The sequence below is a fragment of the Comamonas fluminis genome, from assembly GCF_019186805.1.
In the GTDB taxonomy this organism is placed as follows: domain Bacteria; phylum Pseudomonadota; class Gammaproteobacteria; order Burkholderiales; family Burkholderiaceae_C; genus Comamonas; species Comamonas fluminis.
Genome location: NZ_CP066783.1, coordinates 4,762,046 through 4,777,799 on the forward strand (window position 1 = coordinate 4,762,046; position 15,754 = coordinate 4,777,799).

The 15,754-nt window shown below is 61.4% G+C and carries 12 protein-coding genes; 2 read left to right on the forward strand and 10 right to left on the reverse strand.

Annotation, left to right across the window (positions count from 1 at the left end):
- Positions 1–70 precede the first annotated feature (70 nt).
- From JDW18_RS22115 to def, 5 genes are all read right to left on the reverse strand, one after another.
- Positions 71–403 carry an AzlD domain-containing protein gene (locus tag JDW18_RS22115; protein WP_218241723.1) on the reverse strand — a complete coding sequence of 111 codons (333 nt, stop codon included), beginning with the start codon at positions 401–403 and terminating at the stop codon, positions 71–73.
- The gene (locus JDW18_RS22120; RefSeq protein ID WP_218241724.1) at positions 400–1,170 is read right to left on the reverse strand and encodes an AzlC family ABC transporter permease; all 771 of its coding nucleotides are present in this window, start codon (positions 1,168–1,170) and stop codon (positions 400–402) included. Before JDW18_RS22120 ends, JDW18_RS22115 begins: the two co-directional genes overlap by 4 nt.
- Positions 1,167–2,132: a methionyl-tRNA formyltransferase gene (gene fmt, locus JDW18_RS22125; RefSeq protein ID WP_218241725.1), complete on the reverse strand. Its 966-nt coding sequence runs from the start codon at positions 2,130–2,132 to the stop codon at positions 1,167–1,169. Before fmt ends, JDW18_RS22120 begins: the two co-directional genes overlap by 4 nt.
- A gap of 135 nt (positions 2,133–2,267) precedes the next feature.
- Positions 2,268–2,762: a hypothetical protein gene (locus JDW18_RS22130; RefSeq protein ID WP_218241726.1), complete on the reverse strand. Its 495-nt coding sequence runs from the start codon at positions 2,760–2,762 to the stop codon at positions 2,268–2,270.
- 22 nt (positions 2,763–2,784) lie between these two features.
- Positions 2,785–3,297, reverse strand: a complete 513-nt coding sequence (def, locus tag JDW18_RS22135) for a peptide deformylase (RefSeq protein ID WP_218241727.1) — start codon at positions 3,295–3,297, stop codon at positions 2,785–2,787.
- Positions 3,298–3,500: 203 nt separating this feature from the next.
- On the opposite strand from def, the gene JDW18_RS22140 reads away from it, so the two are divergent.
- Positions 3,501–4,691: a LysM peptidoglycan-binding domain-containing protein gene (locus JDW18_RS22140; protein ID WP_218241728.1), complete on the forward strand. Its 1,191-nt coding sequence runs from the start codon at positions 3,501–3,503 to the stop codon at positions 4,689–4,691.
- A gap of 21 nt (positions 4,692–4,712) precedes the next feature.
- On the forward strand, positions 4,713–5,891 hold the full coding sequence (gene dprA / locus JDW18_RS22145; RefSeq protein ID WP_218241729.1) for a DNA-processing protein DprA: 1,179 nt from the start codon (positions 4,713–4,715) through the stop codon (positions 5,889–5,891).
- Positions 5,892–6,013: 122 nt separating this feature from the next.
- On the opposite strand, the gene JDW18_RS22150 is transcribed toward dprA, so the two are convergent.
- The 5 genes from JDW18_RS22150 to JDW18_RS22170 all read right to left on the reverse strand — a co-directional run bounded on the left by JDW18_RS22150 (position 6,014) and on the right by JDW18_RS22170 (position 15,696).
- Positions 6,014–8,389 (reverse strand): DUF1631 domain-containing protein, encoded by a 2,376-nt coding sequence (locus tag JDW18_RS22150; protein ID WP_218241730.1) that lies wholly within the window; start codon positions 8,387–8,389, stop codon positions 6,014–6,016.
- A 56-nt stretch (positions 8,390–8,445) separates the two neighbouring features.
- On the reverse strand, positions 8,446–9,402 hold the full coding sequence (gene secF, locus JDW18_RS22155) for a protein translocase subunit SecF (protein WP_218241731.1): 957 nt from the start codon (positions 9,400–9,402) through the stop codon (positions 8,446–8,448).
- Between the two features lie 11 nt (positions 9,403–9,413).
- Positions 9,414–11,315, reverse strand: a complete 1,902-nt coding sequence (gene secD / locus JDW18_RS22160; RefSeq protein WP_218241732.1) for a protein translocase subunit SecD — start codon at positions 11,313–11,315, stop codon at positions 9,414–9,416.
- An 87-nt stretch (positions 11,316–11,402) separates the two neighbouring features.
- The gene (gene yajC / locus JDW18_RS22165; protein ID WP_218241733.1) at positions 11,403–11,735 is read right to left on the reverse strand and encodes a preprotein translocase subunit YajC; all 333 of its coding nucleotides are present in this window, start codon (positions 11,733–11,735) and stop codon (positions 11,403–11,405) included.
- A gap of 382 nt (positions 11,736–12,117) precedes the next feature.
- The gene (locus tag JDW18_RS22170; protein ID WP_218241734.1) at positions 12,118–15,696 is read right to left on the reverse strand and encodes an indolepyruvate ferredoxin oxidoreductase family protein; all 3,579 of its coding nucleotides are present in this window, start codon (positions 15,694–15,696) and stop codon (positions 12,118–12,120) included.
- Between the last annotated feature and the right edge of the window lie 58 nt (positions 15,697–15,754).

Genomic DNA, 15,754 nt, shown 5'->3' on the forward strand with positions numbered 1-15,754 from the left:
TTTCAAGGTTGTTTCAGGCCACCCATATGAAAACAGGAGCACGCAGCTCCTGTTGCCTCTAGCGCTGGGGCTACCAGCCCAGACCGATGTGCAGCGGCAGATAAATCGCCATGCCCAAAGCAATGGTGCCAAGAATGCTGCGCTTGTAAAAAAAATACACCACAGCAGCGACCACGGCAGGCAGGCGGGCATCGGCCAAAGTGCTGATGAGCTGGCCATTGCTCATCACAATCTCGGGGGCGATCACCGCCGCCAAGGCGGCCAGCGGGGCGTATTTGAGCCCGCGCTTGAGCCAGCTGGGCAAAGGCAGCTCACGTTCGGGAATCAGGAAAAATGCGCGCGTCAGCAGTGTGATGACGGCCAGACCGAGGCAGACCACAATGACCCAGAAGCTGTTCATCATGATTGCTCATCCTTGCCGCCGATGCGGGGCAGCTGCTGGGCCTGCTTTTGCAGTTGTTCTGCCGTCAGGCCCACCGCCACAGCGGCCGCAATCGCCACCAGAATATTGAGCTTGAGCGGCAGCGCAAACGCAGCCACCGCCGCCGTGCAGGCCACGATGGATGCCGTCCAGGTGGCGCAATCCCTGAGCATGGACAGCAGCACGCCCACCAGCGCCAGCACGCCCGCAAAGCCCAGACCCCAGGACAGCGGAATCTGGTCGGCCAGAAAAATGCCCAGCGTGGACGGAATCTGCCAGGCCAGCCAGTTCGTCAGCGCCGCGCCCCAGAAGTAGGGCAGTTGCTCGGCCTGCGGCCTGGCGTCCGGGTAGCGGCGCATGAAATTGACAAAGATCACGTCACCACTGAAGTAAGCCACGCCCAGACGGTGGCGCAGGCTCAGCCGCTCGAAATAGCTGCGCCACATGCTGGACAGAATCACAAAGCGCAGATTCACGCAGATGGCGGTGAACCAGATCACCCACAGCGGTGCGCCCACCGTCATCAGGGGCAGCACCGCCAGTTGTGCGCTGCCGGCATAGACCGTGAAGCCCATGAACAGCGCCAGAGGCACGGACAGGCCACTTTTGACCATGGCCACGCCTGTTACCAGCCCCCAGGCGGCAATGCCTAAAGCCGTGCCGCCCATCTCTTTGGAACCAACCCAGAAAAACGGATCCCAGACTATCGATTTCGCACGCTGCCCCAGCGTGAGCACCATATCCGTCATACCTCGCCGGCACCCTCTCCCAGCAAGGCCCCCGAGGGTATTTCAAAACCACGCAGAAAGTCGCCAGCCGCCAGGCGCTTGCCACCTGCACGCTGCAGCAGCGTCAGGTTAAGCACGCCACTGCCGCAAGCCACGCGCACGCCCTGCGCATCGGCTGACAGCACCGTACCGGGTACGCCGGAACCAGCCTCAGCACTGGCCTCCCAGATCTTGATGGCTTCGCTGCCCAGGTGGGTTGCACCACCGGGAAAGGGGTTGAAGGCGCGCAGGCGGCGGGCAATGACCTCGGCGCTTTCGCGCCAGTCAATGGTGCTTTCGGCCTTCTCAATTTTGTGAGCATAGGTCACACCATCGGCGGGCTGTGGCGTGCGATTGAGGCCACCGCAGGCCGCCATTTCCAGCGCTTCCACAATCATGCGACCGCCCAGCACAGCCAGCTTGTCGTGCAGGCTGGCCGTGGTGTCATCGGCGGCAATCGGCAGACGCTCGATCACGCACATATCGCCAGTGTCCAGACCCGCATCCATCTGCATGATGGTGACGCCGGTTTCGGCATCACCCGCCTCAATGGCGCGATGAATAGGCGCCGCACCGCGCCAACGTGGCAGCAGCGAGGCGTGGATGTTCAGGCAGCCCAGACGCGGCGTATCCAGCACCCACTGCGGCAGGATCAGGCCGTAGGCAGCCACCACCATCACGTCTGCCTGCGCCGCATCAATGGCGGCCTTGGCGGCAGCAGCTTCCTCGGGGTACTTGCCGTCCAGGCGCAGACTCATGGGCTGGGCCACGGCAATGCCATGCTCCAGCGCACATTGCTTGACGGGAGAGGCCTGCAGCTTCATGCCACGGCCCGCAGGGCGGTCCGGCTGGGTCAGCACCAGCGGAACTTCAAAGCCCGCAGCCAGCAAGCGCTCCAAAGCCACACGCGCAAATTCGGGCGTGCCCGCAAAAATAACTTTCATGCTTTCTATCTCAATGATTTCGCGCAAGACAGGAAACCGGCGCGATTCAAGTCAGTGACGCCGAGCAAGAGCCGCCTCGCGGCGAGGGCGTCGTCCCCCTTCTAGGGGGAGGCCGCGCAGCGGCTCAGGGGGTATTCACCGCCTCGGCTCGCGCAAATACATGCTCTCGTCGGTGAACATCACCTTCTGCACAATGCCTTGCGGGTCGATGTGCACATGGGCACGCCGGGCAAAAGTATTGTCCATGAACCGGTAGGTCCAGATGTCGCCTTTGAAGCTGTAAACCCCCTCGACTTTCGCAGGCGGGCCAAACAGGCGGTAAACATCGTCGCGGGTGTCTATGCCATTGCGCAGCGCAAAGAAGTGGGCACTATCCAGCACCTGTTCCACACGGGTCAGCTTGTGCTGGGCATCAAAGTCCATGTGATAGACCTGCTGGCCTGCGGGCTGCTGGCTGTAGACGAGACGTGTTCCGCCATCCGGCAATGGCACCACCACCGTGGGCTTGCCCATGCCTTTTTCCACCTCGGCCTGAGGCATGCCCGGCTTTTGCCACTGGGGCACCATGCATCCTGTCAGGGCAAGAGCCAGCACACTGGCGGCAATGCTTGTGGACAGGAGTCTAGGCATGGTGAGTTCCTTGGGAGGCTTGTCAGCCCTTGGCCGCAGCCTTCTGAGCCTTGACCATCTTGGTCTTGATGCGGTTGCGCTTGAGTGGCGAGAGGTATTCAACGAAGACCTTGCCCATCAGGTGGTCCATCTCATGCTGCATGCAGATGGCCAGCAGGCCCTCGCCTTCGATCTCACGGCTGTTGCCGTTCTCGTCCAGCGCCTTGACCTTGACCGAGGTGGAGCGTTCCACGCCGTCATAGATACCGGGCACGGACAGGCAGCCTTCGTCGCCAATCTGCTTTTCTTCGCTGGCCCAGGTGATCTCGGGGTTGATGAGAACCAGAGGCTCGTTACGCTCTTCCGATACGTCGATCACGATCACACGCTCATGCGCATCCACCTGTGTGGCGGCCAGGCCAATGCCTTGCGCGTCATACATGGTTTCGAACATGTTTTTCACCAGCGTCTGGATGCGCTCATCCACCTTCGCCACGGGCTGGGCGACTTTGTGAAGACGGGGATCGGGATAGCAGAGAATGGGAAGAATGGCCATGGCTTATCGGTAAATCTGTCGCTATTGTCCCCACTTTTGTCCGAAATCGCTTTGTACAAGACCAATAAGCGTTGATCTATCAAGGCCTTGCATCGAGAATTTGCGCAATTTGTAAGACTTGTGCGGCCGCTTATGCCAAGATCAGGTGCAGAGCAGCGACTAGAGGGACGCTGCAGCAAACGAATCCCGCCAGAAGGAATTTCATGACCGCATTTGCCACAGCACGTGCCTGGAGTCTCGGGGCCACGCTGGTCGCCGCTCTGACCTCTGTCTACGCCCAGAATTACCCCGTCACGTCCACCCAGCGCTCCACCGCTCAGCAGGTGGCGCAGCAGGGCATTCCGGAGGACCAGCTCTCGCCCAATGCGCCGGCTCAGTACACCGTCAAGCGCGGCGACACGCTGTGGGGCATCTCTGGCATGTACCTGCGCCAGCCCTGGCGCTGGCCAGAACTGTGGGGCATGAACCTCTCCAGCATCGCCAACCCCCACCTGATCTACCCCGGTCAAGTGCTGTATCTGGTGCGCAGCAATGGCTATGCCCGCCTGTCCACCACAGCGCCGGGCGGCGAGCCAGGTGTGGTGCGTCTGTCGCCGCACACCCGCGAGTCGTCGCTGTCTGATCTGGCGCTGCCCACACTGCCGCCGCACCTGATCGAGCCCTTCCTGGCCGAGCCGCTGGTGGTCGATGCCCAGACCCTGAACCTGGCCCCCCGCATCATTGCCACCACGGACAAGCGCGTTCTCATGGCCAGTGGCGACCGCGCCTATGTGCGCAGCTCTGGCGGCCCGTTGCTGACCACCGGCCCCGGCAAGCCCTTGAGCTATCGCCTCTTCCGCGACGCCATCCCGCTCAAGGACCCTGTCACCGGTGAAATCCTGGGCTACGAAGCCAAATATCTGGGCAGCGCCAATGTTGCCCAGGGCGAAACGCAGGTGCTCAATGCCGAAGGTCAGGTCGTGCAGGCCTCGCCTGCCACCATTGACATCGTCAAGTCCAAGAACGAGATTCGTGCAGGCGACCACCTGCTGCCCTCGCCTGCACCGCAGTATCTGAATTACGCCCCTCATGCACCAGGCAAGCCTGTGGATGGCGCCGTGGTCTCCATCTATGGCGACGCGGCTGTGAGCTATGCCGCCGTCAATCAGGTCATCGCCATCAACAAGGGCGCGCAGGACGGCATGGAAATCGGCACCGTGCTGGAGCTGATCAGCAAAGGCGCCACCATTGTGGACAAAACCAGCGCCAAGCGTGACACAGTGAAACTGCCCGACGAGTTCAACGGCTACGCCATGGTCTTCAAGACCTTTGATCGCGTCTCCTACGTGCTCATCACCGCTGCCGCCCGCGGCGTTCAGGTGGGTGACCGCCTGCAGGCCCCTCAGCCGCGCTAGCCTTCCTCAAGGACTCGCATCATGGTGACCTCTTCAGCGCTGAACGCTCACCATGATGCAGAGGGCGCCGCCTGGCTCCGGCTGCTGATGACTCCCGGCCTCAGTCGCAGCGCAGCAAGGCGCTTGCTGGCAAAGGCCGGCAGCGCCCAGCAAGTCTGGCTGCTGTCAGACACCGATCTCCGCGAATGCGTCACGCAGGTGCAGGCTCAGGCATTTGCCGCCCTGCCGCCGAAATGGCCAGAGCCTGTGGAACGCCTGCAGCAATGGCTGAGCACGCCTGCGGCCGACTGCTTTCACGCCATGGTGCCGCTGGGGCACGCGCAATACCCCGAAGCCCTACTGCAGACCGAAGACCCACCGCTGCTGCTGTTTGTGCAGGGGCCGCTGTCGCTGCAGCAGTCTGGCCAGCCCTGGTTCCCCTACCCGCAATCGCTGGCCATGGTGGGCAGCCGCAACCCCTCCGCGCAGGGCATCGTCAACGCCCGTGAAATGGCACAGGCACTGGCCCAGCAAGGGCTGTGCATCGTCTCCGGCCTCGCACTGGGCATTGATGCTGCCGCCCATGAAGGGGCGCTGAAAGCCTCGTACAGCGGCACAGCACCGCTGACCATTGCCGTGGTGGGCACAGGGCTGGACCAGGTCTACCCACGCGCCCATCAGGCGCTGGCCGGGCAGATTGCACGAAATGGCCTGGTCATCAGCGAATACCCACTGGGCAGCGAGCCCCGGCCCCACCATTTTCCGCAGCGCAACCGCATCATCTCGGGCCTGTCGCAAGGCACGCTGGTGGTGGAGGCAACTTTGAAATCCGGCTCGCTCATCACTGCCCGCCTGGCCAGCGAACAGGGCCGCGAAGTCTTTGCCATCCCCGGCTCCATACACGCGCCGCAGGCCAAGGGCTGCCACGCACTGCTGCGCCAGGGAGCCAAACTGGTAGAAACAGCAGCCGACATTCTGGAAGAGCTTCAAGGCATAAAACAGCCTGTAGCACCGACCCACAAAGCGCAAGCAGCTATAAATACAGAAGCTAAAAATCCATTAATCCAAGCCCTGGGCCACGACCCCATGACCCTGGAAACCTTGAGCGAACGCACCGGATGGGACGCTGCGCAATTGCAAGCACAGCTAATGGAGCTAGAGCTGGATGGCCTAGTCGCCCGCCTGCCCGGCGGCTTCTACCAGCACATCACCCGCAGCTAAAAACTGGCGCACCCCAAAACCAGAGACGCCAAGCAAGAGCCGCCTCGCGGCGATGGCGTCGTCCCCCTTCCATAGCGCGCAGCGCGTAGAGAAAGGGGGAAGCGGCGCAGCCGCTCAGGGGGTTAGGCGAGCCTTTCCGGGTTCGCTTGAATCTTCTGCAGCGCATCGCGCGTAGCACGCACCGTCAGCGCTTCCTCGTCATGCACAGCCAGCAGGCCCGACTGCAGATAGACAGCCATGCGCTGCAACTGCAGCAGGTGGCAGTGGCCATCCAGCGAGGCAAACAGATGCAGCTGTTTGCGGCGACTGCGCCAAACATATTGCACCTGCGTGCGCTGGCCGTTGTGGTCCAGCGTGAACCAACGCCCGGTCTCCAGCGCCTGCGCCCATTCCAGCATGGCGGGTTCGGCCACGGCTTCGGTATTGGGAATCACATGCAGGCCTTCGGTATCCACACCCAGCATCATTTCAATGCTTTCGGTGGACAAAGGCATATCGTCCAGCGAACCATCGTCGCTGATGTAATTTTCCAGCTCCGACAGGCGTTTGGCCATGCCTTCGATGCGGGCAGGCGCAATGGCCGCCGTCTTGGAGACAAAGGCCTCGGCCAGCGTATCCGTCAGCTTCTTGATCTGGGCCGATTGCTCATCGCCCGTTACGCTGATCAGTTCCAGCCCCTGACGCAGCGTCTGCAGCAGCGCAGGCAGCCCCTGAATGACGCGGGCGCGCTCCTGGCGGGAAGGCTTGGCACTGGCAGACCAGACCAACTCGCTGGCGGCCTGCTTGAAACGCATGGCCTGCGCATCCTTGGCGCCATAGCGCACCGTCGCCATGGCCAGCACATCGGCCCAGGACTTGAACAAAAAGTCCCGCACCTCTTCGCGCACCGGCATGTCTGCCAGCATATTGCGCAGCTCGATGGTGTACTGAATCGCCAGCGTTTCCTTTTGCTCCACCTGCTGAGCCACGCTGGTGATCTTGGCCGTGGACTGGCTCTGCGCCAGGTTCTTGGTGAGGAAGTCCTCGAACTCTTTCAGCACCAGCGCAAAGACCTTCTGGCCCGTCTCTGGGTACTGCTCAATCACCTGCACCACACGGCGGATTTCCACCTCCAGCGCGTTGCCGCTGATGCTGCTGGCATCAAAACCCATGACGCAGGAACCCATGCGGTCGATCAGCTTGCGTGCCGGATGGTTGAGATCGCTGAAAAACTGCGGCTCTGCCAGCGCCACGCGCAGCACAGGAACCTGCAGGCGCGCAAACCAGACACGAATCGATGGCGGCAGTCTGTCCTCCGACAGAATGCTCTGGAACATCAGGGCGACCACCTCGATCGTGGCTTTTTCGCCCTTGGTTTCGGCCTTTTGCTTCCACTCGGCCGAGCGTTCACTGAGCAAATTGGCCAGTTGCCCCAGCGCTGCAGGGCTGTAATCCATCACAGGCATGCCCATGACAGTGCCTGCAGCCATTGTGTACTGCGTCTGCAGCTGCGTGACTGACAGCTGCTGCTCCTGCAGGGCCTGAGCCAGTGCAGCAGAAGCCGGAGGCATGGGAACTGCCGCAGCACCGGGCATCAGCCCCTGCAGGCCAATGGAGGGCTGGCTCAGCAACTGACGCAGCTGATTCATGGCATCCATCGCACGATGGCGCGCACGCGCCAGCATGCTCACGCCCATCTGCGCAACCGCCTGAGAAGGCACACCCATGCCTGCACCATGCACCATGGGCAGTTGCGCCCCTGTGACCATGCCCTGCGGGTGGTAGCCGGTAAAGCCCGTAAAGCCGCTGAGCCCGCCCTGGTCCAGATTCATCGAGGCCGATGGCGCCGCGCTTTCTGTGCGGCGCACGCGCAGCGGTGCATCCTCGGCCTTGCTCACGCCCTTGGCATCGAGCAGCTTGTGCAGAATGTCAAACTCCGCAAGCATCAGCGGTGACAGGGCGTTCTGTAGCGGCTCCAGAGCACGCAGCAAGTGGCTGCGCTGCAAGCCGCAGCTCAGCCACTGTTCAACCAGATGCAGGCAGATGGTTTCGGCGCGAAACATGTCCCTGGAGGGCAGCTCTTGCCCCTCCAGTTGCTGAATGCGCCGGCGCATGGATTCAAAGCTGGGCTGCAGCGTCTCGCCCATGGCCAGCGCCATGCGAGAGGACAGAATCTTGTTCTCCACCACCTCATCGTCCACCAGCTCGAAAGTCAGTGGCGCCGCCGCAGAGCTGCGCCCTTCAGCCAGCGGAGGTTTGCGCGCCGCCTGCTGCAAGACCTGCACGCAGGCCTTCACCCAGGCTTCGCGGTGTTGCTGAAAGCTGGCCCAGGCCTCGCGGCATTCCTGCATATCACCCTGGGCTGTCACGGATGTGGTCTGACTGGTGAAAAACTGGTCAAGCTGCTCAGCCACGGCAGGCAGACCCTGGCAAATGCCATGGGTCCAACGCAAACGCGCCTGCCAACCCAGTTGTTGCTGGGTGACAGGCGCGTTGGAGGAAGACTGCGGAGGAGTCATTCCGCTAGTGTAAAGCGGCAATGGGCTTCACAGACATTGCCGCACCACGATATGGATCAGACGACCGCTCCGGCGTTGGGATCGTTGGGGTCTTGCGACGAAGACTTGGAAGGTCCCTTGACCAGATCTTCACGCTTGACGCCCAGCCACATGGCAATGGCTGCCGCCACGAACACGGACGAGTAGATACCGAACAAGATACCAATCGTCAGGGCCAGCGCAAAGTAGTGCAGGCTGGGGCCGCCAAAGAAGAACATGGACAGCACCATGGCTTCGGTCGAAGCGTGGGTGATGATGGTACGGCTCATGGTCGAGGTGATGGCGTGGTCGATCACCTCATGCGTGTTGAGCTTGCGGAACTTGCGGAAAGCTTCGCGGATCCGGTCAAAAATCACCACCGACTCGTTGACCGAGTAACCCAGCACGGCCAGCACGCCCGCCAGCACGGAGAGCGAGAACTCCCACTGGAAGAAGGCGAAGAAGCCCAGAATGATGATCACGTCGTGCAAGTTGGCAATGATGGCCGCCACACCGAACTTCCACTCGAAGCGGAAGGCCAGATAGATGATGATGCCCAGCACCACCATGCCCAGGGCCATCAGGCCGTTGTGCATCAGCTCGTCACCCACCTGCGGGCCGACAAACTCGGTACGGCGCAGCGTCACCTCGGCGTCCTGCGTCTTCAATGCAGAAAGTACTTGCTCACTTTGCTGCGCAGAAGTCACGCCTTTTTGCACGGGCAAGCGAATCATCACATCCTTGGATGTGCCGAAGTTCTGCACGATCACATCCTGGTAGCCCAGTTTGGAGACCGTATCCCGCACCTTGCCGATATCAGCTGGCTGGGTGTAGGCCACTTCCATGACCGTACCGCCCGTGAACTCCACAGACAGATGCAGGCCGCGAGAGAACAGGAAGAAGACGGCCAGAGCAAAGGTGATGAAGGAGATCGCGTTGAAAACCAACGCGTACTTCATGAACGGGATGTCTTTTTTGATGCGGAAGAATTCCATGATCTTCCCCCTTAGTTGTTGCTGCCGCGGTTAGCCACGGAGCGGTGACCATCACCTTCGGCAGGCTTCCAGACCTGACCGATGGAAAGCGACTTGAGCTTCTTCTTGCCGCCGTACCAGAGGTTGACCAGACCGCGCGAGAAGAACACGGCCGAGAACATGCTGGTCAGAATACCGATGCAGTGCACCACGGCAAAACCGCGCACCACGCCCGAGCCAAAGGCCAGCAGGGCCAGACCGGCGATCAGCGTGGTCACGTTCGAGTCCAGAATCGTGTGCCAGGCGTTTTCGTAACCCGCATGGATAGCCGCCTGAGGCGAAGCACCTGCACGCAGCTCTTCACGAATACGCTCATTGATCAGCACGTTCGAGTCAATGGCCACACCCAGCGCCAGCGCCATGGCGGCAATACCGGGCAGAGTCAGCGTGGCCTGCAGCATGGACAAGATGGCCAGCAGCAGCAGCACGTTCACCGACAGCGCAATCGTGGAGAACACGCCAAACAGCATGTAGTACACGCACATGAAAGCTGCAATCGCCACCATGCCCCAGACCACGGAATGAATACCGCGGCTGATATTGTCTGCACCCAGGCTTGGGCCAATGGTGTATTCCTCAATGATTTCCATGGGTGCCGCCAGCGAACCGGCACGCAGCAGCAGCGAGGTGTCGTTGGCTTCCTGGGTCGTCATACGGCCCGAGATCTGCACACGGCCACCGCCGATTTCGCCACGAATCACAGGCGCCGTCACCACCTCACCCTTGCCCTTTTCGAACAGGATGATGGCCATGCGCTTGCCCACGTTCTCGCGGGTCACTTCCTTGAAGATGCGTGCGCCCTTGGCGTCCAACGTCAGATTGACGGTGGGCTCCTGGGTCTGACCATCAAAGCCAGGCTGGGCGTCCGTCAGGTTTTCACCGGTCAGCGTCACCTGCTTTTGCACAATCACGGGCTGGCTGTTGCGGTCCAGATACTTTTCAGAGCCAAAAGGCACAGGGCCTGTGCCCAGTTCGGCAGAGCGCGCTTCAGCAGACTCGTCCACCATGCGCACTTCCAGCGTGGCGGTACGGCCCAGAATGTCCTTGGCCTTAGCCGTGTCCTGCACGCCGGGCAGTTGCACCACGATGCGGTCCAGACCCTGCTGCTGAATCACCGGCTCGGCCACGCCCAGCTCGTTGATACGGTTGTGCAGCGTCACGATGTTCTGCTTGAGGGCCTGCTCCTGCACCTTGCGCAGCGCTTCGGGCTTGATGGCAGCCACCAGCTTGAAGCCCGTGCCATCCGGCTGGGAAGTGCTGGTCAGATCAGGGAACTGGTCTGTAATCAGGTTACGCGCAGCAGTCTGCGTGGCTTCATCACGCACGCGAATGGTGATGTTGTTGCCATCGCGGCTGATGCCGCCGTGGCGAATATTCTTGTCGCGCATGGTAGTGCGCAGGTCGCTGGCGTAGCTTTCAGCCTTCTTGGTCAGGGCCGCAGCCATGTCCACCTGCAGCATGAAGTGCACACCGCCGCGCAGGTCCAGACCCAGATACATGGGCTTGGCGCCGATGGAGGTCAGCCAGTCAGGCGAGCGCGACACCAGATTCAGCGCCACGATGTAAGCAGGGTCAGAGGGGTCTGTCACCAGCGCCTTCTGAATCACGTCCTTGGCTTTGAGCTGCTCGTCAGGCGTGTTGAAGCGGGCGCGCACCGAGGTGCCTTCCAGCGACAGAGAGTCCGGCTTGAGGCTTGCCGCGCTCAAGGCGGATTCCACCTTTTGCAGCACAGCGTTATCCACCTTGATAGTGGACTTGCCCGAAGACACCTGCACAGCAGGCGCTTCACCGAAGAAATTGGGCAGGGTGTAGAGCACCCCCACCAACAGCGCGATCACCAGGATCGCGTACTTCCAGACCGGGTAACGGTTCATGATCGCGCTCTTTGTATTACAGCAACGCACAACAGGGCACGAGCGCCGTCATCCAGCGCGCGTGCCCTTCGCAAAACATCAGTCCAATTACTTGGCTGTGCCCTTGGGCAGCACTTGCACCACGGCAGAGCGCTGGATCTGGACTTCAACACCAGAAGCGATTTCGATGAACAGGAACTGCTCAGCCATGCGAGTCACGGTGCCGATGATGCCGCCAGCAGTTGCCACCTCGTCGCCCTTGGCCAGCGCGTCGATCATGGAGCGGTGTTCCTTCTGGCGCTTCATCTGGGGACGAATCATCACGAAGTACAGCACCACGAACATCAGCACCAAAGGCAGCATGCCGGTGAGCTGCCCCATGAAGCCGCCTTCAGCAGCGGCGGCAGGAGCGGTCTGGGCGAAAGCAGAAGAAATAAACACGAAAAAGACTCCGAAAGAGTGAATTTGTCAGAACCGGGCTGGGTCGGCATGCAAGGCTTGCGGGCCGTCCAGGTCAGCGGGACATTGTATTCGGCTGAGTCGTTCCCAACCCTGGCAGGGGAAGTCACAGCGCACAGGCATTCCCTGATGTCTGCCCAATTCAGGATATGAATACCTGCAGAGCGCTGCCACGAATCCACAAATTCATAGCTGCCATCGCTTGATACGTCTTGATTTTTCGATGTTTTATTTATGAATATCAGCGATGGATTGCGCAAGCCGCTATCAAAACCAGAACGCCCCGATAGCCCTACACCCACAGCGCCATGCCCAATACAAAGGCCGGGTTACCCCGGCCTTTGTCTGATGCAGCTGCCTGTAATTAGTTCACTGCCGCAGGCTGTGCGGCTGCGGGCGCTGCCACTTGCGGAGCATTCCAGCGCTGCATCAGGCCCTGCCACTTGGTGCGGGCCGCTGCCAGATTGCGCTCCTTCACATGGCCATAGCCGCGAATATCTTCAGGGATGGAGGCGATTTCCACCGCCAGCGCCAGCTTGTCGGCACTCAAGTCCTTGAGCAGTATCTCGATGCACTGACGGTATTCGCCAATCAGCGCACGTTCTGTCTTACGCTCTTCAGTACGACCAAACGGGTCCAGTGCCGTGCCGCGCAGGCCCTTCATGCTCGCCAGCACGCCCATGGCCTTGCGCATCCAGGGGCCGTAGGACTTCTTGGTCAGATGGCCCTTGTCGTCCTTCTTGGCCGTGGCGGGTGGCGCCAGATGGTGAACGATCTTGAAGTCACCCTCAAACATCTCGCTGATCTTGCTGGTGAACGCCGCATCGGTGTGCAGACGGGCCACTTCGTACTCGTCCTTATAGGCCATCAGCTTGAACAGATAGCGCGCCACAGCCTGCGACAGACGGGTGCCCTGGCCCAGAGGCTCCTCCACCGCACGCACCTTGGCCACAAAGTCCTGGTACTGCTGGGCGTAGGCGGCGTTCTGGTAGCCGGTCAAAAACTCCACGCGCTTGGCCAGCATCTCTTGCAGCGATGGCTTTTTGACGATCTGAATGACTTGCGAGGCCTGGTACAGCGCCCGCACTGCTGCCAGGTCATGGGCGCAGCGGCGGCCCCATTCAAACGCGGCCTTGTTGTTGTCAATCTGCACGCCATTGAGCTCCATGGCCCGCATCAGCGCGGCATAGCTCAGCGGCACGCGGCCTTTTTGCCAGGCGTAGCCCAGCATCATGGGGTTGGCGTAAATGCTGTCGCCCAGCAGCGCGGTTGCGGCTTTTTCGGCATCAAAGCTGCCAATGCCGTCCACGCCCACGGCATCGGCCAGAGACTGCACGCAGCGTGCATCAGGCGATTGCCAGTCGGGGTTGCCCACAAAAGCTGCCGTGGGCGATGCGTGGGTATTGAGCGCGATAAAGGTGCGCCCGGGCTGCATCACCGCCATGGTGGTGGGCGTGGCCGCCACGATGGGGTCGCAGCCAATGACCAGATCAGCCTTGGCCATGTCCACCTTGGTGGTGTAGATGGCATCGGCACGGTTGGCAATCTGAATATGGCTCCAGGTGGAGCCGCCCTTTTGCGCCAGCCCGGCGGCATCCTGCGTAATCACGCCCTTGCCTTCCAGGTGCGCTGCCATACCCAGCAGCGAACCGATGGTGATGACGCCCGTGCCGCCCACGCCCGCCACCACAATGCCCCAGGCCTGCTCAGCCACGGGCAGCACGGGGTCGGGAATGCTGGGCAGGGAGTCCAGATTGCCCTTTTTCTCTTTCTTGGGCTTCTTCAGTGCACCGCCTTCCACCGTCACAAAGCTGGGGCAGAAGCCGTTGACGCAGGAGTAATCCTTATTGCAGCTGTTCTGGTTGATGCGGCGCTTGCGGCCAAATTCGGTCTCGACCGGCTCCACCGACAGGCAGTTGGACTTGACCGAGCAGTCACCGCAGCCCTCGCACACCAGTTCGTTGATGACGACGGTCTTGTCCGGTGTGCTCATGGTGCCGCGCTTGCGGCGGCGGCGCTTTTCAGTGGCGCAGGTCTGGTCGTAGATGATGGCGGTGCAGCCCTTGAGCTCGCGGAACTGGCGCTGAATCGCGTCCAGTTCATCGCGGTGGTGCACGGTTACGCCGTCGCCCAGCTTCACGCCGTCATACTTCTGTGGCTCATCGGTGACGATGACCAGTTTCTTGACGCCTTCAGAAAGCAGGCTGCTCATGATCTGCAGCACCGAATGGCCTTCGGGGCGCTCACCCACGCGCTGGCCACCCGTCATGGCTACGGCATCGTTGTACAGCACCTTGTAGGTGATGTTGGTACCGGCCGCAATGCTCTGGCGAATGGCCAGCAAGCCGCTATGGAAGTAGGTGCCATCGCCCAGGTTGGCAAAGACATGCGGCTCTTTGGTGAACGGTGCCTGCCCCACCCAGGTCACGCCCTCGCCGCCCATTTGCGTGAAGGTGCTGGTGTTGCGGTCGGGCATCCAGGTCGTCATGTAGTGGCAACCAATGCCGGCCACGGCGCGGCTGCCTTCGGGCACGCGGGTACTGGTGTTGTGCGGGCAGCCGCTGCAGAACCAGGGCGTGCGGTCGCCGGTTGAGGCTTCCTTGGCCGCCTTCAGCGCGGCTTCGCGGGCATCCAGCACCACCAGGCGCTGCTGCATGCGCTCTTCGATATGCGCGGGCACACCCAGCTTTTTCAGGCGCTGGGCAATGGCGCGGGCGATCAGCGCGGGCGTCAGATCGGCCGTGGGGCGCAGCAGCCAGTCGGTAGACGGGTTGGGCAGCGACCATTCGCCACCGTGTTCGTCACCAAACTTGCCCACTACATTGGGGCGAGCGTCTTCGCGCCAGTTGTACAGCTCTTCCTTGATCTGATATTCAATGACCTGGCGCTTTTCTTCGACCACCAGAATCTCTTGCAAGCCACGTGCAAAGTCGCGGGTAATGGTCGCTTCCAGCGGCCAGACCACGTTGACCTTGTGCAGGCGAATACCCAGCTGGCGGCAGGTGTCGTTGTCCAGCCCCAGATCGGCCAGTGCCTGGCGCGTGTCGTTATAGGCCTTGCCGCTGGAGATGATGCCGAAGCGGTCGTTCGGCCCTTCAATCACGTTGTGGTTGAGCTTGTTGGCCCGCACATAGGCCAGGGCCGCGTACCACTTGTAGTTCATCAGCCGCGCTTCCTGCTCCAGTGGCGGGTCGGGCCAGCGGATGTGCAGGCCGCCGGACGGCATGACAAAGTCTTCAGGAATGATGATGTTGACGCGATCGGGATCGACTTCCACGGAGGCAGACGACTCCACCACCTCCTGAATCGTCTTCATGCCCGACCACAGGCCCGAAAAGCGGCTCATGGCAAAGGCGTGCAAGCCCATATCCAGAATGTCCTGCACATTGCTGGGAAAGAACACCGGCGTGCCGCAGGCCTTGAAGATGTGATCGCTCTGGTGCGCTGCGGTGCTGGATTTGCTGATGTGGTCATCGCCCGCAATCGCAATCACGCCGCCGTGCCTGGAGGTACCGGCCATATTGGCGTGCTTGAACACGTCAGAGCAGCGGTCCACACCCGGCCCCTTGCCGTACCAGATGCCGAAAACGCCATCGAACTTCTTGGTTTCGGGGTACAGATCCAGCTGCTGCGTGCCCCAGACCGCTGTAGCCCCCAGCTCCTCATTCACGCCGGGCTGGAAGACGATGTTGTTCGCCTCCATGTACTTCTTGGCCGCCCACAGCGACTGGTCATACGTGCCCAGTGGCGAGCCACGGTAGCCGCTGATAAAGCCTGCGGTGTTCAGCCCCGCCTGCGCATCGCGCAAGCGCTGCAGCATGGGCAGCCGGACCAGCGCCTGCACGCCACTCATAAAGGCGCGGCCGTGATCCAGCGAATATTTGTCGTCCAGAGTCACAGACTCCAGGGCGCGACGGACTTCATCGGGCAAAGGGGCATTCATGGCTTGTCTCCATGTGGGTTGCATCTCTGGCAGCTAGTGGCGGCCAGAGCAGCTATTG

Coding starts and splice junctions, on each gene's coding strand:
- def (WP_218241727.1), bottom strand. CDS start 3,297: ATGGCCATTCTTCCCATTCTCTGCTATCCCGATCCCCGTCTTCACAAA.
- JDW18_RS22120 (WP_218241724.1), bottom strand. CDS start 1,170: ATGACGGATATGGTGCTCACGCTGGGGCAGCGTGCGAAATCGATAGTC.
- JDW18_RS22150 (WP_218241730.1), bottom strand. CDS start 8,389: ATGACTCCTCCGCAGTCTTCCTCCAACGCGCCTGTCACCCAGCAACAA.
- JDW18_RS22130 (WP_218241726.1), bottom strand. CDS start 2,762: ATGCCTAGACTCCTGTCCACAAGCATTGCCGCCAGTGTGCTGGCTCTT.
- JDW18_RS22115 (WP_218241723.1), bottom strand. CDS start 403: ATGATGAACAGCTTCTGGGTCATTGTGGTCTGCCTCGGTCTGGCCGTC.
- secD (WP_218241732.1), bottom strand. CDS start 11,315: ATGAACCGTTACCCGGTCTGGAAGTACGCGATCCTGGTGATCGCGCTG.
- fmt (WP_218241725.1), bottom strand. CDS start 2,132: ATGAAAGTTATTTTTGCGGGCACGCCCGAATTTGCGCGTGTGGCTTTG.
- dprA (WP_218241729.1), top strand. CDS start 4,713: ATGGTGACCTCTTCAGCGCTGAACGCTCACCATGATGCAGAGGGCGCC.
- JDW18_RS22140 (WP_218241728.1), top strand. CDS start 3,501: ATGACCGCATTTGCCACAGCACGTGCCTGGAGTCTCGGGGCCACGCTG.
- secF (WP_218241731.1), bottom strand. CDS start 9,402: ATGGAATTCTTCCGCATCAAAAAAGACATCCCGTTCATGAAGTACGCG.
- JDW18_RS22170 (WP_218241734.1), bottom strand. CDS start 15,696: ATGAATGCCCCTTTGCCCGATGAAGTCCGTCGCGCCCTGGAGTCTGTG.